Source organism: Prevotella sp. E15-22, assembly GCF_023204875.1.
GTDB lineage: Bacteria > Bacteroidota > Bacteroidia > Bacteroidales > Bacteroidaceae > Prevotella.
This window is the reverse complement of sequence record NZ_CP096247.1, coordinates 834,287-857,324: the sequence shown is the minus strand read 5'-3', so window position 1 is coordinate 857,324 and position 23,038 is coordinate 834,287. Positions and strand designations below refer to the sequence as shown.

General features: G+C 46.3%; 18 protein-coding genes and 1 tRNA gene. 16 read left to right on the top strand and 3 right to left on the bottom strand.

Going from position 1 to position 23,038, the window contains the following annotated elements; translation table 11 throughout:
- Positions 1–51: 51 nt before the first annotated feature.
- Entirely contained in the window at positions 52–4,617 is a 4,566-nt protein-coding gene (gene gltB, locus M1D30_RS03210) for a glutamate synthase large subunit (protein WP_248506213.1), read from the bottom strand.
- Positions 4,618–5,083: 466 nt separating this feature from the next.
- Here gltB and M1D30_RS03205 point away from each other — a divergent pair, with 466 nt between their 5' ends.
- From M1D30_RS03205 to M1D30_RS03190, 4 genes are all read left to right on the top strand, one after another.
- Positions 5,084–5,431 carry a P-II family nitrogen regulator gene (locus M1D30_RS03205; protein WP_248506211.1) on the top strand — a complete coding sequence of 116 codons (348 nt, stop codon included), beginning with the start codon at positions 5,084–5,086 and terminating at the stop codon, positions 5,429–5,431.
- A 30-nt stretch (positions 5,432–5,461) separates the two neighbouring features.
- On the top strand, positions 5,462–6,718 hold the full coding sequence (locus M1D30_RS03200) for an ammonium transporter (RefSeq protein ID WP_248506208.1): 1,257 nt from the start codon (positions 5,462–5,464) through the stop codon (positions 6,716–6,718).
- Positions 6,719–6,882: 164 nt separating this feature from the next.
- Complete coding sequence (locus M1D30_RS03195; protein ID WP_248506206.1) at positions 6,883–7,599, top strand: hypothetical protein; 717 nt, start codon at positions 6,883–6,885, stop codon at positions 7,597–7,599.
- Between the two features lie 93 nt (positions 7,600–7,692).
- On the top strand, positions 7,693–8,598 hold the full coding sequence (locus M1D30_RS03190) for a bifunctional hydroxymethylpyrimidine kinase/phosphomethylpyrimidine kinase (protein ID WP_248506204.1): 906 nt from the start codon (positions 7,693–7,695) through the stop codon (positions 8,596–8,598).
- 415 nt (positions 8,599–9,013) lie between these two features.
- Here the strand turns inward: M1D30_RS03190 and M1D30_RS03185 are convergent, their stop codons facing one another.
- A complete protein-coding gene (locus tag M1D30_RS03185) occupies positions 9,014–10,387 on the bottom strand; it encodes a leucine-rich repeat domain-containing protein (protein WP_248506201.1) in 1,374 nt (457 codons plus the stop codon).
- A gap of 301 nt (positions 10,388–10,688) precedes the next feature.
- Between M1D30_RS03185 and M1D30_RS03180 the strand changes: the two genes are divergently transcribed.
- From M1D30_RS03180 to M1D30_RS03150, 7 genes are all read left to right on the top strand, one after another.
- Positions 10,689–11,120, top strand: a complete 432-nt coding sequence (locus tag M1D30_RS03180) for a hypothetical protein (protein ID WP_248506199.1) — start codon at positions 10,689–10,691, stop codon at positions 11,118–11,120.
- 171 nt (positions 11,121–11,291) lie between these two features.
- On the top strand, positions 11,292–12,203 hold the full coding sequence (locus M1D30_RS03175) for an SH3 domain-containing protein (protein ID WP_248506197.1): 912 nt from the start codon (positions 11,292–11,294) through the stop codon (positions 12,201–12,203).
- Between the two features lie 86 nt (positions 12,204–12,289).
- Positions 12,290–12,832, top strand: coding sequence for a hypothetical protein (locus tag M1D30_RS03170; RefSeq protein WP_248506195.1), 543 nt, complete (start codon positions 12,290–12,292; stop codon positions 12,830–12,832).
- Between the two features lie 697 nt (positions 12,833–13,529).
- On the top strand, positions 13,530–14,996 hold the full coding sequence (locus M1D30_RS03165) for an RNA-binding domain-containing protein (RefSeq protein ID WP_248506193.1): 1,467 nt from the start codon (positions 13,530–13,532) through the stop codon (positions 14,994–14,996).
- A complete protein-coding gene (locus M1D30_RS03160) occupies positions 14,993–15,598 on the top strand; it encodes a hypothetical protein (protein WP_248506191.1) in 606 nt (201 codons plus the stop codon). Before M1D30_RS03165 ends, M1D30_RS03160 begins: the two co-directional genes overlap by 4 nt.
- Positions 15,598–16,557 (top strand): tetratricopeptide repeat protein, encoded by a 960-nt coding sequence (locus M1D30_RS03155; protein WP_248506188.1) that lies wholly within the window; start codon positions 15,598–15,600, stop codon positions 16,555–16,557. The genes M1D30_RS03160 and M1D30_RS03155 overlap by 1 nt, the downstream gene beginning before the upstream one ends.
- A 249-nt stretch (positions 16,558–16,806) precedes the next feature.
- Positions 16,807–17,064 (top strand): hypothetical protein, encoded by a 258-nt coding sequence (locus M1D30_RS03150; RefSeq protein WP_248506186.1) that lies wholly within the window; start codon positions 16,807–16,809, stop codon positions 17,062–17,064.
- Between the two features lie 90 nt (positions 17,065–17,154).
- On the opposite strand, the gene M1D30_RS03145 is transcribed toward M1D30_RS03150, so the two are convergent.
- Positions 17,155–17,664 carry an STM3941 family protein gene (locus M1D30_RS03145; RefSeq protein ID WP_305883860.1) on the bottom strand — a complete coding sequence of 170 codons (510 nt, stop codon included), beginning with the start codon at positions 17,662–17,664 and terminating at the stop codon, positions 17,155–17,157.
- A 263-nt stretch (positions 17,665–17,927) separates the two neighbouring features.
- On the opposite strand from M1D30_RS03145, the gene dapF reads away from it, so the two are divergent.
- The 5 genes from dapF to M1D30_RS03120 all read left to right on the top strand — a co-directional run bounded on the left by dapF (position 17,928) and on the right by M1D30_RS03120 (position 22,981).
- Positions 17,928–18,728 carry a diaminopimelate epimerase gene (gene dapF, locus M1D30_RS03140; protein ID WP_248506182.1) on the top strand — a complete coding sequence of 267 codons (801 nt, stop codon included), beginning with the start codon at positions 17,928–17,930 and terminating at the stop codon, positions 18,726–18,728.
- A 21-nt stretch (positions 18,729–18,749) separates the two neighbouring features.
- Positions 18,750–20,015 (top strand): LL-diaminopimelate aminotransferase, encoded by a 1,266-nt coding sequence (locus M1D30_RS03135; RefSeq protein ID WP_248506180.1) that lies wholly within the window; start codon positions 18,750–18,752, stop codon positions 20,013–20,015.
- Between the two features lie 17 nt (positions 20,016–20,032).
- Complete coding sequence (gene asnB / locus M1D30_RS03130) at positions 20,033–21,727, top strand: asparagine synthase B (RefSeq protein WP_248506178.1); 1,695 nt, start codon at positions 20,033–20,035, stop codon at positions 21,725–21,727.
- Between the two features lie 103 nt (positions 21,728–21,830).
- Positions 21,831–21,903: transfer RNA gene (locus M1D30_RS03125), tRNA-Phe, on the top strand.
- A 145-nt stretch (positions 21,904–22,048) separates the two neighbouring features.
- Positions 22,049–22,981 carry a diacylglycerol kinase family protein gene (locus tag M1D30_RS03120; RefSeq protein WP_248506176.1) on the top strand — a complete coding sequence of 311 codons (933 nt, stop codon included), beginning with the start codon at positions 22,049–22,051 and terminating at the stop codon, positions 22,979–22,981.
- Positions 22,982–23,038: the final 57 nt, after the last annotated feature.

Sequence of the window (23,038 nt, the reverse complement as noted above, 5' to 3'; positions counted from 1 at the left end):
ATTGTTGGAATTCATTCTTTCTCATTATTGCCGATTTCTTTCTCAATAAACTTAATAATCCCGTTGCACACTCTCTATCTTTTCTTTCAGCTTCTGCATCTTTTCCTCCTGCAGCACGCGCTTGTACTCGATAGGTACCACCTGGATAAAGTCCTCGATATAGCGATGCCAGTCGTCGAGCATGCGACCTGCCAGGGCCGAGCCCGTGTGTAGATAGTGCTGACGGATAAGCTCGAGCAGTTCCTTGCGGCTGACGCTGTCCTCAACCAGCGAGAGCTCCACCATATCCATGTTACAGAAGTAGTCGAACGTATGGTCAGGGTCATAGACATAAGCCACACCACCAGACATACCAGCGGCGAAGTTACGACCTGTCTTACCAAGCACCACCACGCGACCGCCAGTCATATACTCACAGCAGTGGTCGCCAGCACCCTCAATCACGGCGATGGCACCTGAGTTACGCACGCCGAAGCGCTCGCCCACCTTACCGTTGATGTAGAGTTCACCAGAGGTGGCGCCATAAAGACCCGTGTTACCTGCGATAATATTTTCCTCAGCCTTGAAGTCGTCACTCCTGCGGGCAGGAGGCAGAATAGAGATGCGACCGCCAGAGAGACCCTTACCAAAATAGTCGTTAGTCTCGCCCTCGAGGCGCAAATCCAGGCCCTTCACAGCAAAAGCGCCAAAGCTCTGACCAGCCGAGCCCTTGAACTTAATCTTAATGGTACCATCGGGCAGTCCTTCCTCGCCGTACTTCTGGGCAATCACACCACTCAGCATGGTACCCACGGCACGGTCGGTATTCTTGATGGCATAGTCGAGTGTCACCTCTTCCTGCTCGTTGATAGCCTTCTGTGCAGCCTTGATCATCTCCTCGTCCTTCACGCCAGTCACCTTGGTGTAGGCGCCACGATCCCAGTAGAGAGCTTTCTCGCTTTCTGGCTTGTGCAGCAAGCGGGCGAAGTCAATGGTCTTCTGCTTATCAGTAGCATTCTCAGTGTTCACCTCGATGAGTTCCGTATGACCGATGATCTCCTTCAGACTCTTCACGCCAATCTCGCTGAGGTATTCGCGTACCTGCTCAGCCAGGAAGGTAAAGAAGTTGACCACGTACTCAGCCCTACCCTCGAAGTGCTTGCGCAACTCAGGGTTCTGGGTGGCCACACCCATTGGACAGGTATTTGTGTTACACTTACGCATCATCACGCAGCCCAACACAATCAGGGGCAGTGTACCAAACGAGAACTCGTCGGCACCCAGCATAGCCATGACAATCACGTCCTTGGCCGTCTTCAACTGTCCGTCGGTCTGCAGGCGAACCTGATTACGCAATCCGTTCATCACCAGTGTCTGCTGCGTCTCGGCCAGTCCAATCTCAGGACTGATACCTGCAAAGCGCATACTTGATGCAGGCGAAGCACCCGTACCACCCTCAGCACCAGAGATGACGATGAGGTCGGCCTTAGCCTTAGCCACACCAGCGGCAATGGTTCCCACACCACTCTCAGCTACGAGTTTCACACTGACGGCAGCTGTTGGGTTGATGTTCTTCAGGTCGAAGATGAGCTGTGCCAAGTCCTCGATACTATAGATGTCGTGATGAGGTGGAGGTGAAATGAGCGAGATGCCAGGAATAGCGTTACGCGTCTTGGCGATAATCTCGTTCACCTTAAATCCAGGCAGCTGTCCGCCCTCACCAGGCTTAGCACCCTGTGCCACCTTAATCTGTATCTCTTCTGCATTCACCAGGTATTCGGCTGTTACGCCAAAACGACCTGATGCAATCTGCTTGGTCTTTGAGCTCAGACTCACGCCATCAACTTCTGAGTGATAGCGGGAGTTGTCCTCACCACCCTCACCAGTGTTACTGCGTGCACCCAGTTTGTTCATGGCCAGAGCCAAAGCCTCGTGAGCCTCGATACTCAGGGCACCAAACGACATAGCACCAGTCACAAAATGCTTCACGATGCTCTCCACACTCTCAACCTCGTCGAGAGAGACGGAAGACCCTCCCCCCTGCCCCTCCCTGTCATGGAGGGGAGTAGTAACTTTCTTGAATCGAAGGAAGTCACGCAAGAAGATGGGAGATTCTTTCTCGTCAACCAATTTTGACCACTCTTTAAACTTCTCGTACGAGCCTTGTCGACAGGCCAACTGCAACTTCGCAATCGTCTCTGGGTTCCAGGCGTGCTTGATGCCGTCCTTGCGCCAAGAGAACTGACCGTTGTTGGGCAGGACAGTATCATTTTTGCCCCCCTGCGGAAGCCATCCCCCCGTTTGGCGGCGGGATTCCGCATGCAGCGCAATGGCGTCGCGTGCGATCTCCTTCAGACCCACACCGCCGATGGTGCTCACCTCTGTGCCGAAGTATCTTCTCAGCAGGTCCTCACTCAGTCCGATGCTCTCGAAAATCTTAGCACCACGATAAGAGCGGATGGTAGAGATACCCATCTTACTCATAATCTTCTTCAAGCCCTTATCCACAGCCTTGATGTAGTTCTTCTCGGCAGTGGCGTATTCCTCCTGAATCTTATACTTCTTCACCAAATCATCCAACACGGCAAACGTCATGTATGGGCACAGGGCACTGGCGCCATAGCCCAGCAACAGGGCGGCGTGCATCACCTCGCGAATCTCACCGCTCTCAACAATCAGGGCTGTCTGCACACGCTTACCGACGCTAATCAAATAATGGTGAACAGCGCTGACAGCCAACAGCGATGGGATGGCTGCATGCTTCTCGTCGAGGTCACGGTCAGAGAGGATGATGTAGTTAACACCCTCATCTACACTGGCTTCAGCCTGATGACACAGGTCGTCGAGTGCCTTACGAAGTCCTTCCTCGCCCTTTGCTATCTCAAAGAGAATAGGCAACTTCTTGGTGTTGAAGCCCTTGTAGCGGATGTTACATAATATATCAAGTTGTGTGTTGGTCAAAACGGGCTGCGGCAGGCGCACCATCTTACAGTTCGAAGCATCGGGCGTCAGAATGTTCGTTCCTACAGCACCGATGTACTCCGTGAGACTCATTACCAGTTCCTCGCGGATAGGGTCGATGGCAGGGTTGGTCACCTGTGCAAACTGCTGACGGAAGTAGTTGAACAGCACCTGTGGACGGTCAGAGATGACGGCCAGCGGAGTGTCGTTACCCATGGCGGCTACAGGTTCCTGACCGGCTGTGGCCATGGGGATGATGGTCTTGTCGATATCCTCCTGACCAAAGCCGAAGGTCACCAACTTGGCGTTGAGATCGCTCACGCCGTTATCCACCTTACGACCACTCTTCAGTTTCTCCAACTGCACGCGATTCTCGTTCAGCCAGTCGCGATAAGGATGGGCCTTGGCCAACTTCTCCTTAATCTCGCCGTCGTAGTATATCTTACCTTCCTGCGTATCAATCAGCAGGATCTTACCTGGCTGCAGACGACCCTTCGACACCACATCGCCAGGCTCGAAGTCCATCACGCCAACCTCAGAGGCTACCACCATCATACCTTGCTTGGTGATGGTGTAGCGACTGGGGCGCAAACCGTTTCTGTCGAGCATACCACCTGCATAGCGACCATCGCTGAACAGCAGTGCAGCAGGACCGTCCCACGGTTCCATTAGGATAGAGTGATATTCATAGAAGGCTTTCAAATCTTCTGAAATGGGGTTCTTGTCGTTGAAGCTCTCAGGCACCAAGATGGCCATGGCTTGTGGCAACGAGAGTCCACTCATCATCAGGAACTCAAAGACGTTGTCAAGGCTGGCCGAGTCGCTCATGCCTTCCTGCACGATGGGGCGCAGATCCTTGATATCGCCCAGAGCCTCACTGCTCAGCACGCTCTCGCGAGCCTTCATCCAGCCGCGGTTACCACGAATGGTATTAATCTCACCGTTGTGGGCCAGCAGACGGAAGGGCTGTGCCAACTTCCATTTGGGAAATGTGTTCGTAGAGAAACGCGAGTGAACCAGTGCCAGTCCGCTCGTGAAGTAATCGTTCGACAAGTCAGGGAAGTAGCGACGCAGCTGTCCGCTGGTCAGCATACCCTTATAGATAATATTCTTGTTTGACAAAGAGCAGAGATAAAAGTCTTCGTTGTCAATGCGGTTCTCGATGCGCTTACGTACCTTATATAATATACGCTCGAACACGGGCACGTTCTCTTCCGACACACCCGTTACGAAAATCTGCTTGATGTCGGGCTCAACCTCGCGCGCAGCCACACCCAGCACCTCAGGGTTGGTGGGCACCGTGCGCAGATGCATCAGCTGCAGGCCCTCGCGCTCAATCTCCTCGATCATCACGCTCAGTATCTCCTGCTGGGCCTTCTCGTCTTTGGGAAGGAAAACCAGACCTGTACCATACTTACCCTTTTCTGGCACAGGAATGCCCTGCAGCAGAATAAACTCGTGGGGAATCTGCACCATGATACCAGCGCCATCACCAGTCTTGTCGCGTGTCTCAGCGCCACGGTGTTCCATGTTCTCAAGCACCTTCAGTGCATTGTCAACCAGGTCATGACTCTTTCCGCCGTGGATATTTACCACCATACCCACGCCGCAAGCATCATGCTCATAGTCCGATTGATAGAGTCCTAATAATTGGGATTTCTTGTTACGTTTTGTCATATTATCCTTACTTTTACTTTCTCTTTGTTCGAAAATTGCTGCAAAGATAATACATCTTGATAATATAGAGGTAATACATCTTTCGTTATAATCCTTTAAAATCCCCTTATCTTTCAATCCATGCAAAAACCACCCCATAATCTTTCATATTGAAAAACAATGGGGCATTTTTAGCCTATTATTCTTACAGATTGTTATTTCGCTATATTTTCCTCTTTTTTATTGATATATAATAAAAGGTCACAAATAAACAATAAAAACAGCCAAGAAAAAATCTACATTTTGTGTTGAATTTACAATGTGTAAGCAAAACAACCATTTTACCTTACAATTTGTCATATTGAATAAAAATGTAGATTTTAAAACAGGAAAGAGCTATTGCCACCTCAGGAGAATGTCGTAATTTTGCCAACGAATTCAAGACAGAGTCACAGTGACGTTTATTATTAATTTAAGGTATTAAGGTATGAAAAAGATTGAAGCAATTATCCGTAAGACCAAGTTTGAAGAGGTCAAGGAAGCCCTGCTATCGTCGGACATCAACTGGTTTGAGTATCACGACGTACATGGCATCGGACAGAGCCGTCAGGAACGTATCTACCGTGGTGTGATGTATTCAACAGACGTCATCGAGCGCGTAGCCATCACCATTGTTTGTCGTGACCAGTTTTTGGATCCCACCATCAAGGTGTTGCTCGAGGTGGCACACACAGGTGAGGTTGGTGATGGACGCATCTTCGTGAGCGACGTGCTGGAGACCTATTCTATTCGCACAGGCGAGAAGGGTGACACCGTATTGAGAGACAAGAAGTAAAAGGTAAAAAGGTTAAAAGGTAAAAGGATTATGAACGAAATAGGAATTTCACTCGATACCGTATGGATGCTATTGGCAGCTATGTTGGTTTTCTGGATGCAGCCTGGTTTTGCGCTGTGTGAGGCTGGTTTTACACGTAGTAAGAACACGGCAAACATCCTGATGAAGAACTTTGTCGACTTCATGTTCGGCTCACTGTTGTTCTTCTTCCTGGGCTTCGGCTTTATGTTTGGCAGCGACACGCTGGGTGGCTTTATCGGCATGCCCAACTGGGGCGACCTGAGTTTCTACGAGAGCGATCTGCCCGTAGAGGGATTCTTGATTTTCGAGACCGTGTTCTGTGCCACCTCTGCCACCATCGTCAGTGGTGCCATGGCCGAGCGCACCAAGTTCTCAATGTACCTTATTTATAGTGCAGTCATCTCACTGATCATCTATCCTGTCGAGGGTCACTGGACCTGGGGTGGCGGATGGTTGTGCAACGATGCTGCCGACAGCTTCATGATGACCACCTTTGGCGATGTGTTCCACGATTTTGCAGGTTCCGCCATTGTTCACTCTGTAGGTGGTGTGCTGGCTCTGATTGGTGCTCTGGCACTGGGTCCCCGTGTGGGCAAGTATGACAAGGACGGTAAGAGTCGTGCTATCCCTGGTCACAACCTGGCCATGGCTGCTCTGGGTGTCTTCATCCTCTGGCTGGGATGGTTTGGATTCAACCCTGGTTCTCAGTTGGCTGCCAGTGGCGAGGTGAACCGCATTGCCATCTCACACGTGTTCCTGACCACCAACCTCGCTGCTGCTGCAGGTGGTGTGGCAACCATGTTCCTTACCTATATTAAATATGGCAAACCCTCACTCTCACTGACCCTGAACGGCGTGCTGGCAGGCTTGGTTGGTATCACCGCTGGTTGCGACCTCGTTTCACCCTTTGGCGCTGTCATCATTGGTCTGGTTTGTGGTATCGTACTGGTTTACGCCATTGAATTCATCGACCATAAGTTACATATTGACGATCCCGTTGGTGCTTCTTCAGTACACGGTGTGTGTGGTATCCTGGGCACCCTGATGACTGGTCTGCTGTCTACCAGCAATGGTGCCTTCTACGGCTTCGGCTGGGGATTCTTCGGCGCTGAGTGCTTTGGCGTACTGATGATCGACCTTTGGGCTGCTGTTTGCGGATTCGCCCTGTTCTATGGCATCAAGTACATCCACGGTTTGCGTGTCAACAAGCGCATCGAGGAGGAAGGACTCGATATCTATGAGCACGGAGAGGCTTGCTACAACTAATTAAAAGGAATTATTACGGAAAAGAATTAGAAAGAATAAGAAATAATTAAGCTCAAGAATAAGAAAGAAATTATTAATTCTCATTTTTGGAACAGATTCTTTCTCATTGTTTCTCATTCTTTTCCTAAAAAAAAAGAAAACAATTTTAATTTAAATTTTAGCGTATGAAGAAGATTGTTTTATTCGCAATGGGTATGGCCATGAGCATGACCACCTTTGCACAGGACGCAGTAGAGACAACGATTAGTGCTGACGTTGTAAGTAGTTACATCTGGCGTGGCCAGGATCTGGGTAGTGCTGCCATTCAGCCCACACTCGGTGTAGCCTACAAGGGCCTGTCGCTGACCGCCTGGGGCAGTTACGGACTCGTAAACCCTGCCGACACCAAGGAGTTTGACCTGACACTGGCTTATACGCTGGGCAATCTGAACATCGGCGTAACCGACTATTGGTTTAACCAGGCCATTGGCGGCGACCCCGAGAATCGCTATTTCATGTACGAGGCACATGGCACCAACCACGTGTTCGAGGCTAACATCGGTTATGATTTCGGAGTGGCAAACCTTCAATGGTTCACTAACTTTGCTGGCAACGGAGGCGCAGACAAGGACGGCAAGCGAGTCTATAGTAGTTATGTCGAGGCCACTGTCCCATTTAAATTGGCCACTGCCGACTGGACTGCTACGGCTGGCGCCGTCCCCTTTGCCACCGATTTCTATAATGGCTGGACCAACGGCTTTGCTGTGACAAACCTGGCACTGAAGGCCACTAAGGACGTGAAGATTACGGATGCATTCACAGTGCCCGTGTTCGCTCAGGTGGCTGCCAACCCTTGCACACAGAACGCTTATTTTGTAGTAGGATTAACCCTGATACCATAGTTTGTTTATCAAAATTTGCATTTTCTTTTATCAGAAGCGGAACATCGTTTGGCGATTTCCGCTTTTTTTTGTTCCTTTGTACCCAATTTCGCAATGGCACAGAAAACAAACAGCTCCATACTGACCATCACGGGCTCCGACGGCACAGGCGGCTCAGGCGTTCAGGCCGACATCCAACTGATTCACGAGTTGGGTGGACGGGCTGCATCGGTCATCACGTCGATCACCGTTCAAAACACGCTGGGCATCCAGGAGTTTCACGACCTGCCTGCCGCTGTGGTGCGCCAACAGGTGGAGGCCATCATCAACGACCTTCAGCCGCAAATCGTCAAGATTGGTCTGCTGCGTCGCACGGATGTGGTGGAGATGTTGGCCGAGGTACTGCGAAAGCATCATCCCAAGCACATCATCTATGCACCCGTGTTGGAGTCGGCCAAGGGCGAGCTGCTGGTGTCGCCCAACGTCTACGAGGCCATCAAGCAGCAACTCCTGCCACTGTGCACCATCGTGCTTCATCCGTCCGACCTACCAGAGGGTCCTCGCCGCCATGGTCATGCCAACCAGCTGGCCTCTGCCCTCGCCTACTATCTGAGTCTTGACGAGAACGAGGCCGACGCCATGCTCCATGCGCAGTCATACCTGAAGGCACTTCCTGCCGACTATGCTGAGGGCAACAGCAGGAGCGAGGAGCTTTACAATCAGTTTCTGTCCACCGTTGAGCGCTATTACAACCGTTATGCCGATGTGGCCTTTTATGCTGAGCAACTCAACGTGAGTGCACGCTATTTGGGACAGGTCACGCGTCGCATTACCAATCGCTCGCCAAAGGCTATCATCGACGAGCGCATCATCAACGAGGTAACAGCTCTTCTCACCTCTACCAATCGCCCTTTGAAGGACATCGCCCTGCGACTGGGCTTCTCGTCGCAAGCCCACCTCTCACGCTATTTCAAGAAGCATAAAGGGGTTTCTCCAACTGAGTTTCAGAAAAGAAAATAAGGTTTATCTTGTTTGGTGCCTAAGTATAAGCCCATCCCTACGGGTATACAATGTAAAGAAATAGTGCCAAAAAACAGGGTTCTGAAAAAATGCAAACTAGAACGCAAAAATGGGTCAAAAACGACCTTTCGGAGGACCCCTATCGATTTCACCATGCAACGGAGGCTGTTTTACAACCCAACGGAGGCTGTTTTACCATGCAAAACAGCCTCCGTTGCAGTGTAACTCAGGCTCCGTTACAACCTAAACGAATATTCGATTGCGTTCTAATTCTTTACACTTTTCGAGCCATTTTCGTAAGCCTCTCATTTTCAGTTGTTTACGAACTCTCTCATATTTCGCCTGTACGCACAGAAAAAATTTTTGGCTCAGAATTTTTAAATCTCAGAGGTGCTATTGTTAAGATTATTCATTACTATTCGTCACACGGTTCCTCACCTGGCTTAACAAGAACCTTCTTTCTGTTTTGAATATAAACGCCACTGGCATGCTTTTCTATGGGACGACCTTGGAGGTCATAAGCCACACCCTTCTTTTCCGTTTGGTTTGACGTACTTTCTATATCCTCTATTTCGTCTGGAGAAGGAAGTTGGAAAACAGGGCCACTATAAATAGCCTTGAACTTATCTACTTCTGATGGGAGCACATAGAGTTTTGTACTGGTATTCATGCCAGAAAACATGGTTGGTTCATACGGATTGGATGGCTTCGTAATATAGGCAGAGTCAATAACACCACGAATATACAACTCGTCCAACTTAGTTCCATTAAAAGCATACACCTCGATTCTGTTTACACTCTCTGGTATATCAAGTTTCTTCAACGAGGTACATCCGCTGAAAGCCTGCGCATCAATAGATTTCAGTCCACTGGGAAGACTAACAGACTTTAACTGTTTACTATTAGCAAAGGCGAAATTCTCTAAGGTAACAATTCCTTCTGGCACTTCATATGACTGACGGGTGGAGCCTGCTGGATAGGCTAAAAGTGCCGTCATCTTCTTGTCAAACATCACGCCGTCAACAGACTGTACGACAGCATTGCCTGGTTCCACTTCAATTGTATCAAGACTTGTGCAGGATTGGAACGCATTGATATACATATTGCCATTTAGTCCATAGCTCAATACCTTGATGGTGGGTGGAATCACCATCTTTTTCGCATATTTATTACCCATAAAGGCTTCATAAGAATAACCGTTCACGCAATAGTTCACATCTTCGTAAGACACTTCTTGGGGTATGCGCAGTTCACCTCTAGAATTATTATTGTATCTCATCAGTATGGCCTGTTGATAGTTCTGTCTAAGCAGATATCTAAATCCATCAACCAAAACAGTCTTTGTGTTATCTTCTAAGGATAATGGTTCAGAATCCGACAGTTCTACCAAGCCGTCGAACCACCAGCAATTTAAATAGAATTTGTTTCCTTCAATGCCATGCAGTCGAAAGGACACGTTAAATGGACAGGTGCAGTCTTGACTGTTAGGAATTACTGGAGAAACGCTTACGACTATTGAATCAGAATAAGAAGCTCCACTCCAACCATTTTCTGAATGAGCCGACACGTCGAAACTTCTTGTGCCACAGTTACTAGTGTAATGCTGTAGTTCAACCAGCAAATCTGTGCCGTCTTTTTTAAGAATGATTGTTGACTGATTTGAGGCCTCTGAACCTCGCGCATACGAAATGCATCCACTATTTTCTATTTCTGACACCAAAAGCTCATGCTCTTGGGCATTGGCAACACCATGTATCATTAGCAATAAGAGCAACAATACCTTTTTCATAAGTTAATTGTTTTTGGTTATTAATATTAGAAAAAAACTGTTGCAAATATAAAATAATAATTCTGAGTCAAAGGAATTATTTTAGAACAATTAACAAAATTAAACAGCATTAACACTACTCTCTTTGTAACAAAAGAACAGAAAATATTTTTAGCTCAGAATTTTTAAATCTCAGAGGCGCTATTGTAACATTTACTCCTTGTAGAAATAATTTTGATTTCTGCAATTTTCTTGAACAAAAGTTTCTATAATAAATAAAAAATATGTACTTTTGCATACAAGAAGATAATACTAAACTGAAATGGATATTTTTAAGTTACCTTTTTTAATTTGTCTTTCAATAATATACTCCCTAACTTCGTATGCAGAAGGGGAAAAGAATGACAAAATCATAATCGAAAGTTTCAACTCTATCCCTTCAGAGATAGATGGTGGATGCTGTGTTTTTTACAGATATCCAGACTCTGTTCAAAATGAAGGTTATATAATGGTAAATGATCTGGCAAATACTGCCTACATGGTTGTTAATCATCATCTAGAAGAGTTTACTCTTGTAACCAACAAGAAAAATACATATTGGTATAGGAACAACAACTACACCCTTAAAGTGAAAATAACTCGCAAACAGAGTAAGAATCATGGAGAGGACTCTGAAGTAAAAGGGATTCTCACGCTAAAGGATAACAATAAAAAGAAACTGAGTCTATCCTTCGTGGGAAATTGTAGTTGGTAAGTACCTGCTTCCCACAAGCTTTTGAATATTTCTTGAAGAATCAAAGAACTGTTCTAGTAATTATCGATATTAGTATATAAAATGAAAATAAAATATTTATTTATATTAGTAACTACGTATATGACCGTCTCTTGTGTAGGAAGTTCGCATGACTGCAAGAACAAGGAACCTATGGATTTTTCTGCAGTATGGACTAGTTATCAGGAACTAGTTTATGGGTATGTTGGTGAGAACTATCAACGCTTTTACTTTTTGATAGACAGCATCAAGATGAGTGAAAAGGATACTCTTCTATATGATGTTTGGGGAAAGTATCGTGTTAAAGACCAGATTTCAAACTATGTCGGACAAATACGTGTTCGCGAGGACATCGTTATGCTTTCTAAAGAATATCAAGTAGACGAAGAACCTCTTCCACAAAATGGCACTCAAATATATGGTTTATCTTCTGAATGGAATCTTAAAACAATCAACTCTGAAGAGCAGATTAAAGGTGAGATGATTTCTACATTCTTCCTTCGGAATGGTCAGGCGGTATTCAATGATATTGGTCTTGAATGGAGTGACCCATATTGTAACAATCAATTTATGGGAACATTTTATTCAAAGAAATATGGAGAGCAAAAATGCAGATGGGGCACTTGTCGTATTCCTGATAGCGATGATCTCGATATCGGCTCTGCAGAATTTTCTCCTGACAAGAAATATTCGGATTTTGGTTGGCAGTCATATATAAACGCATTTTTGGAGGGTACAGATGAAGGATGGAAAGCTGAAAAACAAAGTCGATGGACTTTACGACCAGACACCCTTCAGCTTAAATTTCCTGCAATAATCAATGATCCAGATGGATATGTGAATATTCGAAAAGAGCCGAATAAGAACTCGGAAATAGTTGCAAAGATTTCGACCAATGAAATTTTCTTCTTCACGTTAATGCCTGAAACAGACTGGTATCCGGTATATTTTCAAAAGTCCACGCAGAGTGTTGGATATATCCACAAGTCACGTATAAAAACAGTTGAAGGTTTTCCAGAAGGACTGATAGAGAAAGTACGAAGACTTCGTATCCAAGGTACTTAAAACAAGATCAGCGGGACAGGTCCCCCTGATTTGTTTGTTGGATAGAGATTAATAACGTTGTTTGGTAAATGGTAAATAATTGAATTATGATTAGTTTGTTTAAAAAGATATTTGGTCACACTAACACTTCAAAACCTTTAGAACGTATCCCTTTACCTCAGACTAAAGAAGAAAAGGAGATTTTTTTGAAGCGCTATTTGGATACACTCACTAAACATGGTTGGGTGTTGGAACCCTCTGTGTCAGTTAATTCTGCTGAAAAAGAAAAGAAGCAGGCGGTGGATTGTCTGACTAGGCTGGATTCAGACCTTCTGAGTTTTTTATATTCATTCAAAAGTTTGGATAATGACTCTGAAGATGTATGGTTTGTCGGATTGGATACTCAGACCGACAACCTTTGCTTTGGTGAGAATCTGGTAATCATGGAAAGTTATGTCATAGAGGATTCAACCATTTCCGTTGTCTTGCAAGGTGAGAACAAGGGTAAGTTTGTTTATTGCAACGAAGGCATATATGAAGATGCAGAGATTATTGCTGATGACTTTTTCTCCTTTTTGCAGCTTCATGCCTATTGTGTGGAACTTGGAAAAGACACGGTCAAGAATAATCCATTGTGGGCTTTTGTTTGATCTTCGAAAACCATTAAAAAAATCTTAATTGTTTACGTTTTGTCTCGCATTTTTTAGCTTTGTGTGTCACTTATGTCAGATACTCACAAAAATAATTATTAATTTCGCACATCGAAAAAATATTAAAAATCAAATTAACAAAACTTAGACAATGACAAAACAGCAGCTTACCGCACTTGCCACAGTAATTCGCAGCATCATAGCGCAGGAGACCAAACATACAGATACAGATGATACAGATGTTTTCTAAGAGTTATTCGCGTACATGCGCACGCATGTACGCGTAGAATTTTTAAATTTCATCTGTATATCTGTATATCTGTATTGATGATACTTTTCACATGTAACTATCATATTTACCACACGTAAACATCATATTTACCACTCGTAAACATCATATTTACCACTCGTAAACATCATAAAAAGAAAACACAAGTTTCCTTTTGAAGATCATAGGGACAGATACTATTTGATTTCTGGCAATCAGACATAGCAGTCTTTCATCATGCACAGTCGGGACAGATGCCCCTGATCTCCGCCTATAGAAACAAAGAAAGAACATGTAGTTTAACGATTTACGAACTTCTTAAATAAAAATTTCTCTAATAGATAAAAAATATGTACCTTTGCATTTGCTAATCAAAAGCGATTAATTAATCATAAGAATCTCCCCTTTGATCAAGAGAAAACAGTTTAAATGAAGACAATAGAAGAAATACAGGCACGCAAGGAATCTCAGACATTCGACTGTAAGAGCATTCAGATTGACCCCAAAGCATTGGCAATACCAATTGTGGCTATGGCTAATGCAGATGGTGGCGTACTTGCTATTGGTGTTTCTGACAAAACACGAAGAGTAGAAGGCATTGATGGGAATGAGGAACGACTGAATGAGTTGCTTCGCGTTCCTTTCGACTTCTGCAACCCGTCTGTCAAAGTGAAGTGCGAGTATCTGCCTTGCACGGACCATAGTGGTAAGGAGAATCGCATTCTGCTTATGCATATTCCTGCAAGCAGCCAGCTTCATACCAATCAGGCTGACGAGTGCTTTATGCGTGTAGGTGACAAAAGTAAGAAACTTAGCTTCGATGAGCGCATGCAACTTCTCTATGACAAAGGGGAACGCTACTACGAAGACAAGGACGTTTATGGTGCCACGATGGATGATATAGACATGAACCTCGTCAATGATTACATGAGTGTCATTGGCTATGGAAAGTCGGGCATGGAGTTTCTTAGAGAGAATAATGATTTTGTGGCAGAGATAGATGGACAACAGAAGATAAGTACAGCCTGCATCCTTCTCTTTGGAAAGAATCCACAACGTTTCTTCCCTCGTGCCCGTACCCGTTTCATCCGCTACGAGGGGAAAGAGGAAAAAGTTGGCAGGGAAATGAACGTAGTCAAAGATGTGACGTTTGAAGGAGCTATTCTTCAGCAAGTAAGAAGCACGATTGACTATCTGGAGACACAGGTTCGCGAACATTCCTTCCTTGGTGAACATGGACAGTTCGTCACTCGTCGCAACTATTCAAAGTATGCCATACAAGAGATGGTGGTTAATAGTTGTTGCCACAGAGCCTACAACATCAAGGGAACTGAGATTCAAATAAAGATGTTCGACGACCGTATCGTTTTCGAGACTCCTGGCGATTTACCTGGGCTGGTGCGACCAGACAACATTCGTCATACCCATTTCTCTCGCAATCCCAAAATTGCCCAATACCTTAAGGCTTACAAGTATGTCAAGGAGTTTGGCGAGGGTATTGACCGTATCTGTAATGAGTTGGAAACAAAAGGTTGCGCTATCCCATCATTCCATGCCGATGCCTTCATTCTAAAGACTACTTTGATGGCAGAGTGGACTTCAGAAAATGAGTTCGACCGCCCAAGTGCCGCCCAAGTACCGCCCAAGTACCGCCCAAGTACCGCCCAAGTAGAAAAATTGATTTCCGTAATGAGCAGCGAGTATATTGGTGTACAAGAGATTATGAATTTATGTGGCATTGTAAGACGTAAAACCATTCAGGATAGTTATATTACTCCTGCACTTGCAGACGGCAGTATAGAACGTAAATATCCCAATCAACCCAAAAGGCCAGATCAGAAGTACCGTCTTACAGATCTTGCTATGGAATGGAAAAAGTCTGATGGGAGATTATGAAGTACCTGAAGTTTAAAATACCCTCAGAAGAGGGAAAGGAGAGTACCAAAACCTCTGCTCTTGAAAAAATACTTGTATGGCTTTTGGAGAAGTTTATTCCCAAGGCCAATCCTGATTTCGACACCAAATACGATGATGTCGAAACATGGTTTATTGAGTATGACGAAGAGAATGATTATACCAACCGTGAGATAGGTTTGAACAAGGATGGACATGTTATTGTCTTAGGTCCTTTCCAAAAGAATCTCGGATACTGGGTGGACAATGACTTTACTCTTCAAAATTACGAAGATTACTTTGACGTTCAGTACATAGATAAAGCTGTCTTTGAAGAATTGTGGAGGAAAATAGAAACAAAACAAGCAATTCTTTCATTTCTTACAAAATGGAATCCAATAGGCGTTCCTGAGGATATTGCAAAAGATGAGTATATCAATTACGTTGATTTAATAGAATCGAGTTTACAATCAAAGGATGAACTACGGAAGTGCTTGATTGGGATTCTAAGGGAGACAATGGGATTGGATATTTCGTCTTCTGAAGCTTTTGCTGATATAGAAAATGCATGTGATGAATTGATAAAACTGAAGATAGATAAGTGATGAAAGAACTCGTTACATTGATAAAACATAAAGAATTCGCGAAGGCAAAACGACTTCTGAAGAAGGCTCTGCAGACAGAGCCGGATAATGTCTATCTGCTCACGCAAATGGCGAACGTACTGTGGAACCTCGGAAAAGACGAGGAGGCTCTGACTTTTGCGATGAAAGCAAAAGAGATTGACTCAGACTATCCGTTAATGCTCTTTACGTTGGGAAAAATCCTGTGGTCATTAGAAGATAACTCCGCATCAATCGAAGTATGGGACAAATTACTCTGTGCAGACATAACATCTGTGGCTGATAAGGGATGGGGCATCAAATGGGCTCAATCCGTGATGAATGATGCCAGATTCTATAAGGCAATATGTCTCGATTCTCTTGATAGAATGGCAGAGGCGAAGGAAGAGATGGAAAAGCACCTTGCTTGCAGGCGAAAAGGTTTGGAGAGTGATTTCACCCTGAAAGAAACGAAGGAATTTCTTTTAAGGCTCACCTATTGTACTATACCAGACTCCTCCTCAGAGGATGATGATATTGGTTGGGTACCTCCAAAGCAGTGGAATAGGATAAACAGAATGCTCGCCAAGAAGAAATCTGACGAGCAGGCTTTGGTGTCATACCTGAAAAGAAAAAGTCGCGAGTTCCCACGTGAGTATTACCTTAAGACACTCCTCACAGAACATCTGGCAGACATGAAGAGATATGCCGAATCGTTACGATATGCAGAAGAGGCCTATGAGCAGGAACCCGCAGACATGCTAGTGGCTTACGACTATGCTAATGCCCTGTATCATAATGGCAAATATGACGATGCAATAAAGATTATCAGCATTGTTATACAAACAGATGTCAACATTATAGCTTATGGTGACCATGGGGAAGGGCTGCGATGGGCCAAGACATTACAACGAGATGCGAAGGAAGTTTTGGAAGTATGTATGAAAGAGAAAGGGGCGTAAGAAGTTTTATTCTGTCAATATGAAAATTAGTAATTTAAAGAAAGATTCTGATTTCCCTTTTGTGACAATCTGTAACAAATTGGTGCCGTATTTTGACAAATGAAAGCAAAACGGCGCCAATTAGCGTGTTTATTATTACAGATTGACAGAAAACAACGGAATTAACAATCAAACAAGAAGCAAAGAGACGCGTTTCCTGTCATTTTGATGTAATTTTGCGGCCGAAATTACAAATAAAAGGAAAGCGTTATGAAGATAAAGAAACGTTGGATGATCCTGATGACGGCCACTATCTTCGTGTTGATGATGACCCCTGGACTGTCGTTCTTCTATGGCGGCATGGTGGGAGCGAAGAACGTGATCAGCACCATGCTGCAGTCGTTCATCGCCATGGGACTGATCTCCGTCCTTTGGGTGGTGGTAGGCTTCTCGCTGTGCTTCGGCGACGACATTGGCGAGCGCGAGTTGGCAGAATATGAGGAGCACCTCAGGGAGAAAAACAAATAAGATTCGCATTCATTTCTGATATACCAAGCTATTGTTTTGACGAAAAAGGGGTTGGCGTGATGCCAACCCCTTTTCATCTATGTTTTTTCCTTATGCTTGTTTCAGTCGATCGTTCAGGATGCTGAACAGTTCCTCTATTTTCATGCTCATTCCAGTGGTACCCAGATGCTCCTGAGCATCTCCAACTCCCATATTAATTCGACGAACCATACGACCCAAGAAACTGGCATCCTCCATTTTCTGAACTTCAACGTTAGGTTTATAATGGATGGCAACAAACTTCTGCGATCCCACATGAATCATCTTGAAGGACTGCACATCCGAGAAGTTAACAACAAAGGCTTTCGTTCCACGAACAATGACGCTCTTGTCTGTGATGGTCATGAATGGCTGATGGGCTAGTCGCTCCCTGACGACCATAATCAGCATGAAGAGAGAGCCCAAGCCAAAGAAAACAACACCTATAACAGCGATTATATTCATGAAAAAATTTGTTCGAGAATCCATGAGGATCATTACACTGGCATACGTGAATGCAGCACCACAAAGCAAAAGAAGAAGCGTTCTCCAGACAGAATGATAAATCTTAATTTCTTGCATTTCTTTTAAATTTTAATGATTACTATTTGCAAAGGTACATAAATAGTTTGAATATATCTCCATGCAATCGTATTAATTTTACGAATTGTAACAAAAAGGCGTGAGAAAATACAATGAAAGTTACAAAACAACAATAATTCAAGAAAAAAGTAACAGATTGTCACTTTTCCTTTTTGCGATGTTTCCAAAAGCAACAAGTTTTTTGGTGATTTACGTTTTTTGCGCTACCTTTGCCAACCGAAAACATATATAGAGAAAGTAAGATGAGCAGGATACCCTTTACAAAGATGCACGGCTGCGGCAACGACTATATATATATTAATGTGTCGCAACACCCCATTGACGACCCCAAGACGGCAGCCATTAAATGGAGCGACCGGCATAAGGGCATCGGCTCTGACGGTTTGGTGCTGATTGGCAAGAGTGCTGTGCCAGAGGCCGACTTCACCATGCGCATCTTCAATGCCGACGGCAGTGAAGCATTGATGTGTGGCAATGCCTCGAGATGCATCGGCAAATATGTCTATGAGAGGGGCCTCACTACAAAAACAGAGATTCGACTGCTGACGCTATCGGGCATCAAGGTGCTGAGTCTGCATGTGAACGGCAACATCGTGGAGAGCGTCACCGTGGATATGGGCGAGCCTGCCTTCGATGTGCCCACACAGTTCGTCGATTCTCGCGGAATGGACAAGGGCACGTTTGTGTCGATGGGCAATCCGCATTACGTCATCTTTACAGAGAATGTTGATCAGGTGGGCGAGACTGGACACTCTTTGGAATATCATCCAGCATTCCCCCAGCGCTGCAACATCGAATTGGCTCGCATCGAGGAAGACGGCACCATCCGCACACGTGTTTGGGAGCGCGGCAGTGGCATCACGCAGGCCTGTGGCACAGGTGCCTGCGCCACAGCAGCGGCAGCAGTCCTGACAGGCAAGGCTGGTCGCACCTCGCAGATTGCGATGGACGGCGGCGTGCTGAGCATCGAATGGCGCGAGCGTGACAATCACATTTATATGACTGGTCCTGCAACATTTGTATTTGACGGAGAGATAGAATAAAAACGAAATAGCAAAAAGAATATGGCATTAGTTAACGAACATTTCCTGAAACTGCCAAACAACTATTTGTTTGCAGATATTGCCAAGAAGGTGAATGCCTTCAAAGTGATGCACCCCAAGGCTGACGTTATCTCGCTGGGAATTGGCGATGTGACACAACCCCTGTGCCCTGCTGTGGTAGAGGCTATGCACAAGGCTGCCGACGAGATGGCTACGGCAAAGGGATTCCGTGGTTATGGTCCTGAGCAAGGTTACGACTTCCTGCGCGAAGCTATTCTGAAGAACGACTTCCTGCCACGCGGCATCCACCTGGACATTGACGAGATTTTCGTGAACGACGGTGCCAAGAGTGATACTGGTAATATCCAGGAACTGATTCGCTGGGACAACTCGATTGGCGTGACAGACCCCATCTATCCCGTGTATATCGACTCGAACGTGATGATTGGTCGCGCAGGAACGGTGGAGGACGGCAAGTGGTCGAATGTGATCTACATGCCCTGCAACGCTGAGAACGGCTTTGTGCCTGAGATTCCCAAGCGTCGCGTGGATGTTATCTATCTCTGCTATCCCAACAACCCAACGGGTATGGTCATCACTCGCGAGGAGTTGCGCAAATGGGTGAACTACGCCCTGAAGAACGATGCGCTGATTTTCTTTGATGCTGCCTATCAGGCTTATATTCAGGATGACAAGATACCCCACTCTATCTATGAAATCCGTGGTGCGCGTAAATGCGCCATCGAGTTCCACTCGTACTCAAAGACGGCTGGCTTCACTGGCATCCGCTGTGGCTATACGGTGGTGCCCAAGGACCTGACGGCTGCCACACTCACAGGCGAGCGCATCGCCCTGAACCCATTGTGGTATCGTCGCCAGTGCACCAAGTTCAACGGCACCAGCTATATCAGTCAGCGTGCGGCCGAGGCTATCTACACACCTGAGGGTAAGGAGCAGGTGAAGGCCACTATCGACTATTACATGCAGAATGCCAAGAAGATGCTCAGCACCCTGCGCTCACTGGGATTTGAGTGTTATGGTGGTGAGAATGCGCCATATATCTGGATGCGCACACCCGATACATTCCAGAAAGAGGTGGGCGGCATGGCACCAACATCATCGTGGAAGTTCTTCGAGAACCTGCTCTATGGAGCCAACGTGGTGTGTACGCCTGGCGTGGGCTTTGGTCCTGCCGGCGAGGGCTACGTGCGTTTCACGGCCTTTGGCAGTCATGAGAAAACAGAAGAAGCGCTGGACCGTATTGCCAGCTGGAGTAAACAAAAGTAAGAGAAAGGATAAGCATTATGTGTGGAATCGTTGCGATATTGAATGTCAAGGAGCAGACACACGAGCTGCGTGAACAAGCGTTGAAGATGAGTCAGAAGATCCGCCATCGCGGACCCGACTGGAGTGGCATCTATTCTGGCGGAAGTGCTATTCTGGCTCACGAACGTCTGAGCATCGTGGATCCAGAATCGGGTGGTCAGCCATTGTTCTCGCCAGACAAGAAGCAGGTGCTGGCTGTGAATGGCGAGATCTATAACCATCAGGACATTCGCCGCCGCTATGCAGGACAGTATGAGTTTCAAACGGGCTCCGACTGTGAGGTAATCCTGGCACTCTATCGCGAGAAGGGTGTTGACTTCCTCGAGGACCTGAGTGGCATCTTTGCCTTCGTGCTCTACGACGAGGAGACCGACGAGTTCCTCATTGCTCGCGACCCCATTGGCGTGATTCCTCTTTATATCGGCTGCGATGCCGACGGCAAGGTGTATGTGGCTTCTGAGCTGAAAGCGCTCGAAGGACAGTGTGAGCACTACGAGCCATTCCTGCCTGGCCATTATTATTGGAGTGCCGACCCTGGCATGAAGCGCTACTACAAGCGCGACTGGTTTAAATATGAGGCCGTGAAGGATAATCCTGCTTCTGTGGAGGCTGTTCACGATGCCTTGGAGGATGCTGTGAAGCGTCAGCTGATGAGTGACGTGCCCTATGGCGTGCTACTCTCTGGTGGACTCGACTCAAGCGTCATCTCTGCCATCGCCGAGAAATACAGTGAGATGCGTATTGAGGACGACTCGAAGACCAAGGCATATTGGCCTCGTCTGCACTCGTTTGCCGTGGGACTGAAGGGTGCGCCCGACCTGGCCAAGGCCAAGCTTGTGGCCGACCATATCGGTACTGTTCACCACGAAATCAACTATACCATTCAGGAAGGACTGGATGCTATCCGCGACGTGATCTATTTCATCGAGACCTACGACGTGACCACGGTGCGTGCCTCAACACCTATGTATCTGCTGGCACGTGTCATCAAGTCGATGGGTATCAAGATGGTGCTCAGCGGCGAGGGTGCCGACGAGATTTTCGGTGGCTATCTGTATTTCCACAAGGCCCCGTCGGCCAAGGAGTTTCACGAGGAGACTGTGCGCAAACTCTCAAAACTCTATATGTACGACTGTCTGCGCGCCAACAAGAGTCTCAGTGCATGGGGCGTTGAGGGTCGCGTGCCTTTCCTCGATAAGGAGTTCCTGGATGTGGCCATGCGCACCAACCCAACAGCAAAAATGTGTGGTCCAAAGAAATCCGGAGATTCTGGAGAATCCGGCTTTGAGATTGAAAAGAAAATCGTTCGCGAGGCCTTTACCGACATGCTGCCTGAGGAGGTTGCCTGGCGTCAGAAAGAGCAATTTAGCGATGGCGTGGGCTACAGTTGGATTGATACCTTGAAGCAGATCACTTCAGAGGCCGTCACTGACGAACAGATGGCGCATGCTGCCAAAAGGTTCCCCATCAACCCACCAAAGAACAAGGAAGAATACTACTATCGTTCTATCTTTGCAGAGCACTTCCCCAGCGATTCTGCAGCCATGAGCGTGCCTAGCGAGGCCTCTGTGGCCTGCTCGACAGCCATCGCCTTGGAATGGGATGCTGCCTTCAAAAACATGAACGACCCCAGCGGAAGAGCCGTAAAAGGCGTGCACGAACAAGCATATTAGCGGAAAAATTCTTAAAAACTGCAAATTATTCAAGTAAAAATTTGGCCAGTTGATTTTTTCTTTGTACCTTTGCACCCGCAAATGAAAGGAACACACTTTCAATGGTGCCTTAGCTCAGTTGGTAGAGCATCGGACTGAAAATCCGTGTGTCCCCGGTTCGATTCCTGGAGGTACCACTCCTCCTTTCATTATGAATCCCGCGAAAGTCAATTGACCGTAGCGGGATTTTTTTTGCAAATTTCTTACTTTTTTATCATCGGATTCAAAATAATATTGTACCTTTGTACACACAATTTGTTTGATACCTAAAAAATCACTATCATGGCAGTGGAAGAAACAAGATGGGGCGTACTGTATTGTCCCAAGAAAGTCTTTTTCAGAACACACAAGCGCTGGGAGAAACTACAGCGAGAGCTGGATGCCCAGGGTGTGCTGTACGACTTTGTACAGAGCGAGTCGACCGACAGCGTGGGACGATTGATGACCATGCTGGTTCACAATGGCTACAAGACCATCATTGTGGTTGGCGGCGACACTGCCCTGAACGATGCCGTTAACAGTTTGATGCGCGAAGAAAAAAGCATACGCGATGAGGTGGCTTTAGGTATCATCCCCAACGGAATTGTTAACGACTTTGCCCGCTTCTGGGGGTTCGAGGAGAAAGAGGACGAACAGACAGTGAGATGGTTGACGCATCGCCGCATCAGAAAGATTGACGTGGGATGCATTGACTACGAGGACAAGAAGCTGGGACAATGTGTCCGCTATTTCGTGAACTGCGTTAACATTGGACTCACAGCCGACATCATGAACCTGCGCCGACAAGCGCGAGAGGTGCTGGGTTCCAAGCAACTGGCCTTCCTGTGGTCGCTAATTCCCCTACTGTTTCATCGTCACGACTACAAGATGCACCTGGAAATAGACTACGAGGTAGTGGAGCGAAGCGTTATGACCGCATGCGTGGGCAATGCCTATGGCTACGGACAGACGCCCAATGCCGTGCCCTATAGCGGACTGCTCGACGTATCGGTTGTCTATAACCTCAAGATAAAGCAGTTTATTGAGGGATTGTGGCTACTAATCACAGGACGCTTTCTCAACCATAAGAGCGTACACCCCTATCGCACACACAGCATGAAGTTCGACACGGGCAAGGCTCTTGTCAGTGTAGACGGCAACGTGATTGGAAAACCTGTGGGCGAGTATCGCATCCATGTGGAACAAGAGGTTATCAACTTCCTGATTCCCGACTAAGGCACGAAACAGAAAGGTGGCAGGAAAGTCATCTTTTTGTTGTTTTTGGACGCAAAA

What these genes read in the sequence shown, in the direction of transcription:
- gltB (WP_248506213.1), bottom strand. Translation starts at nt 4,617, where the DNA reads ATGACAAAACGTAACAAGAAATCCCAATTATTAGGACTCTATCAATCG.
- M1D30_RS03205 (WP_248506211.1), top strand. Translation starts at nt 5,084, where the DNA reads ATGAAAAAGATTGAAGCAATTATCCGTAAGACCAAGTTTGAAGAGGTC.
- M1D30_RS03200 (WP_248506208.1), top strand. Translation starts at nt 5,462, where the DNA reads ATGAACGAAATAGGAATTTCACTCGATACCGTATGGATGCTATTGGCA.
- M1D30_RS03195 (WP_248506206.1), top strand. Translation starts at nt 6,883, where the DNA reads ATGAAGAAGATTGTTTTATTCGCAATGGGTATGGCCATGAGCATGACC.
- M1D30_RS03190 (WP_248506204.1), top strand. Translation starts at nt 7,693, where the DNA reads ATGGCACAGAAAACAAACAGCTCCATACTGACCATCACGGGCTCCGAC.
- M1D30_RS03185 (WP_248506201.1), bottom strand. Translation starts at nt 10,387, where the DNA reads ATGAAAAAGGTATTGTTGCTCTTATTGCTAATGATACATGGTGTTGCC.
- M1D30_RS03180 (WP_248506199.1), top strand. Translation starts at nt 10,689, where the DNA reads ATGGATATTTTTAAGTTACCTTTTTTAATTTGTCTTTCAATAATATAC.
- M1D30_RS03175 (WP_248506197.1), top strand. Translation starts at nt 11,292, where the DNA reads ATGGATTTTTCTGCAGTATGGACTAGTTATCAGGAACTAGTTTATGGG.
- M1D30_RS03170 (WP_248506195.1), top strand. Translation starts at nt 12,290, where the DNA reads ATGATTAGTTTGTTTAAAAAGATATTTGGTCACACTAACACTTCAAAA.
- M1D30_RS03165 (WP_248506193.1), top strand. Translation starts at nt 13,530, where the DNA reads ATGAAGACAATAGAAGAAATACAGGCACGCAAGGAATCTCAGACATTC.
- M1D30_RS03160 (WP_248506191.1), top strand. Translation starts at nt 14,993, where the DNA reads ATGAAGTACCTGAAGTTTAAAATACCCTCAGAAGAGGGAAAGGAGAGT.
- M1D30_RS03155 (WP_248506188.1), top strand. Translation starts at nt 15,598, where the DNA reads ATGAAAGAACTCGTTACATTGATAAAACATAAAGAATTCGCGAAGGCA.
- M1D30_RS03150 (WP_248506186.1), top strand. Translation starts at nt 16,807, where the DNA reads ATGAAGATAAAGAAACGTTGGATGATCCTGATGACGGCCACTATCTTC.
- M1D30_RS03145 (WP_305883860.1), bottom strand. Translation starts at nt 17,664, where the DNA reads ATGCAAGAAATTAAGATTTATCATTCTGTCTGGAGAACGCTTCTTCTT.
- dapF (WP_248506182.1), top strand. Translation starts at nt 17,928, where the DNA reads ATGAGCAGGATACCCTTTACAAAGATGCACGGCTGCGGCAACGACTAT.
- M1D30_RS03135 (WP_248506180.1), top strand. Translation starts at nt 18,750, where the DNA reads ATGGCATTAGTTAACGAACATTTCCTGAAACTGCCAAACAACTATTTG.
- asnB (WP_248506178.1), top strand. Translation starts at nt 20,033, where the DNA reads ATGTGTGGAATCGTTGCGATATTGAATGTCAAGGAGCAGACACACGAG.
- M1D30_RS03120 (WP_248506176.1), top strand. Translation starts at nt 22,049, where the DNA reads ATGGCAGTGGAAGAAACAAGATGGGGCGTACTGTATTGTCCCAAGAAA.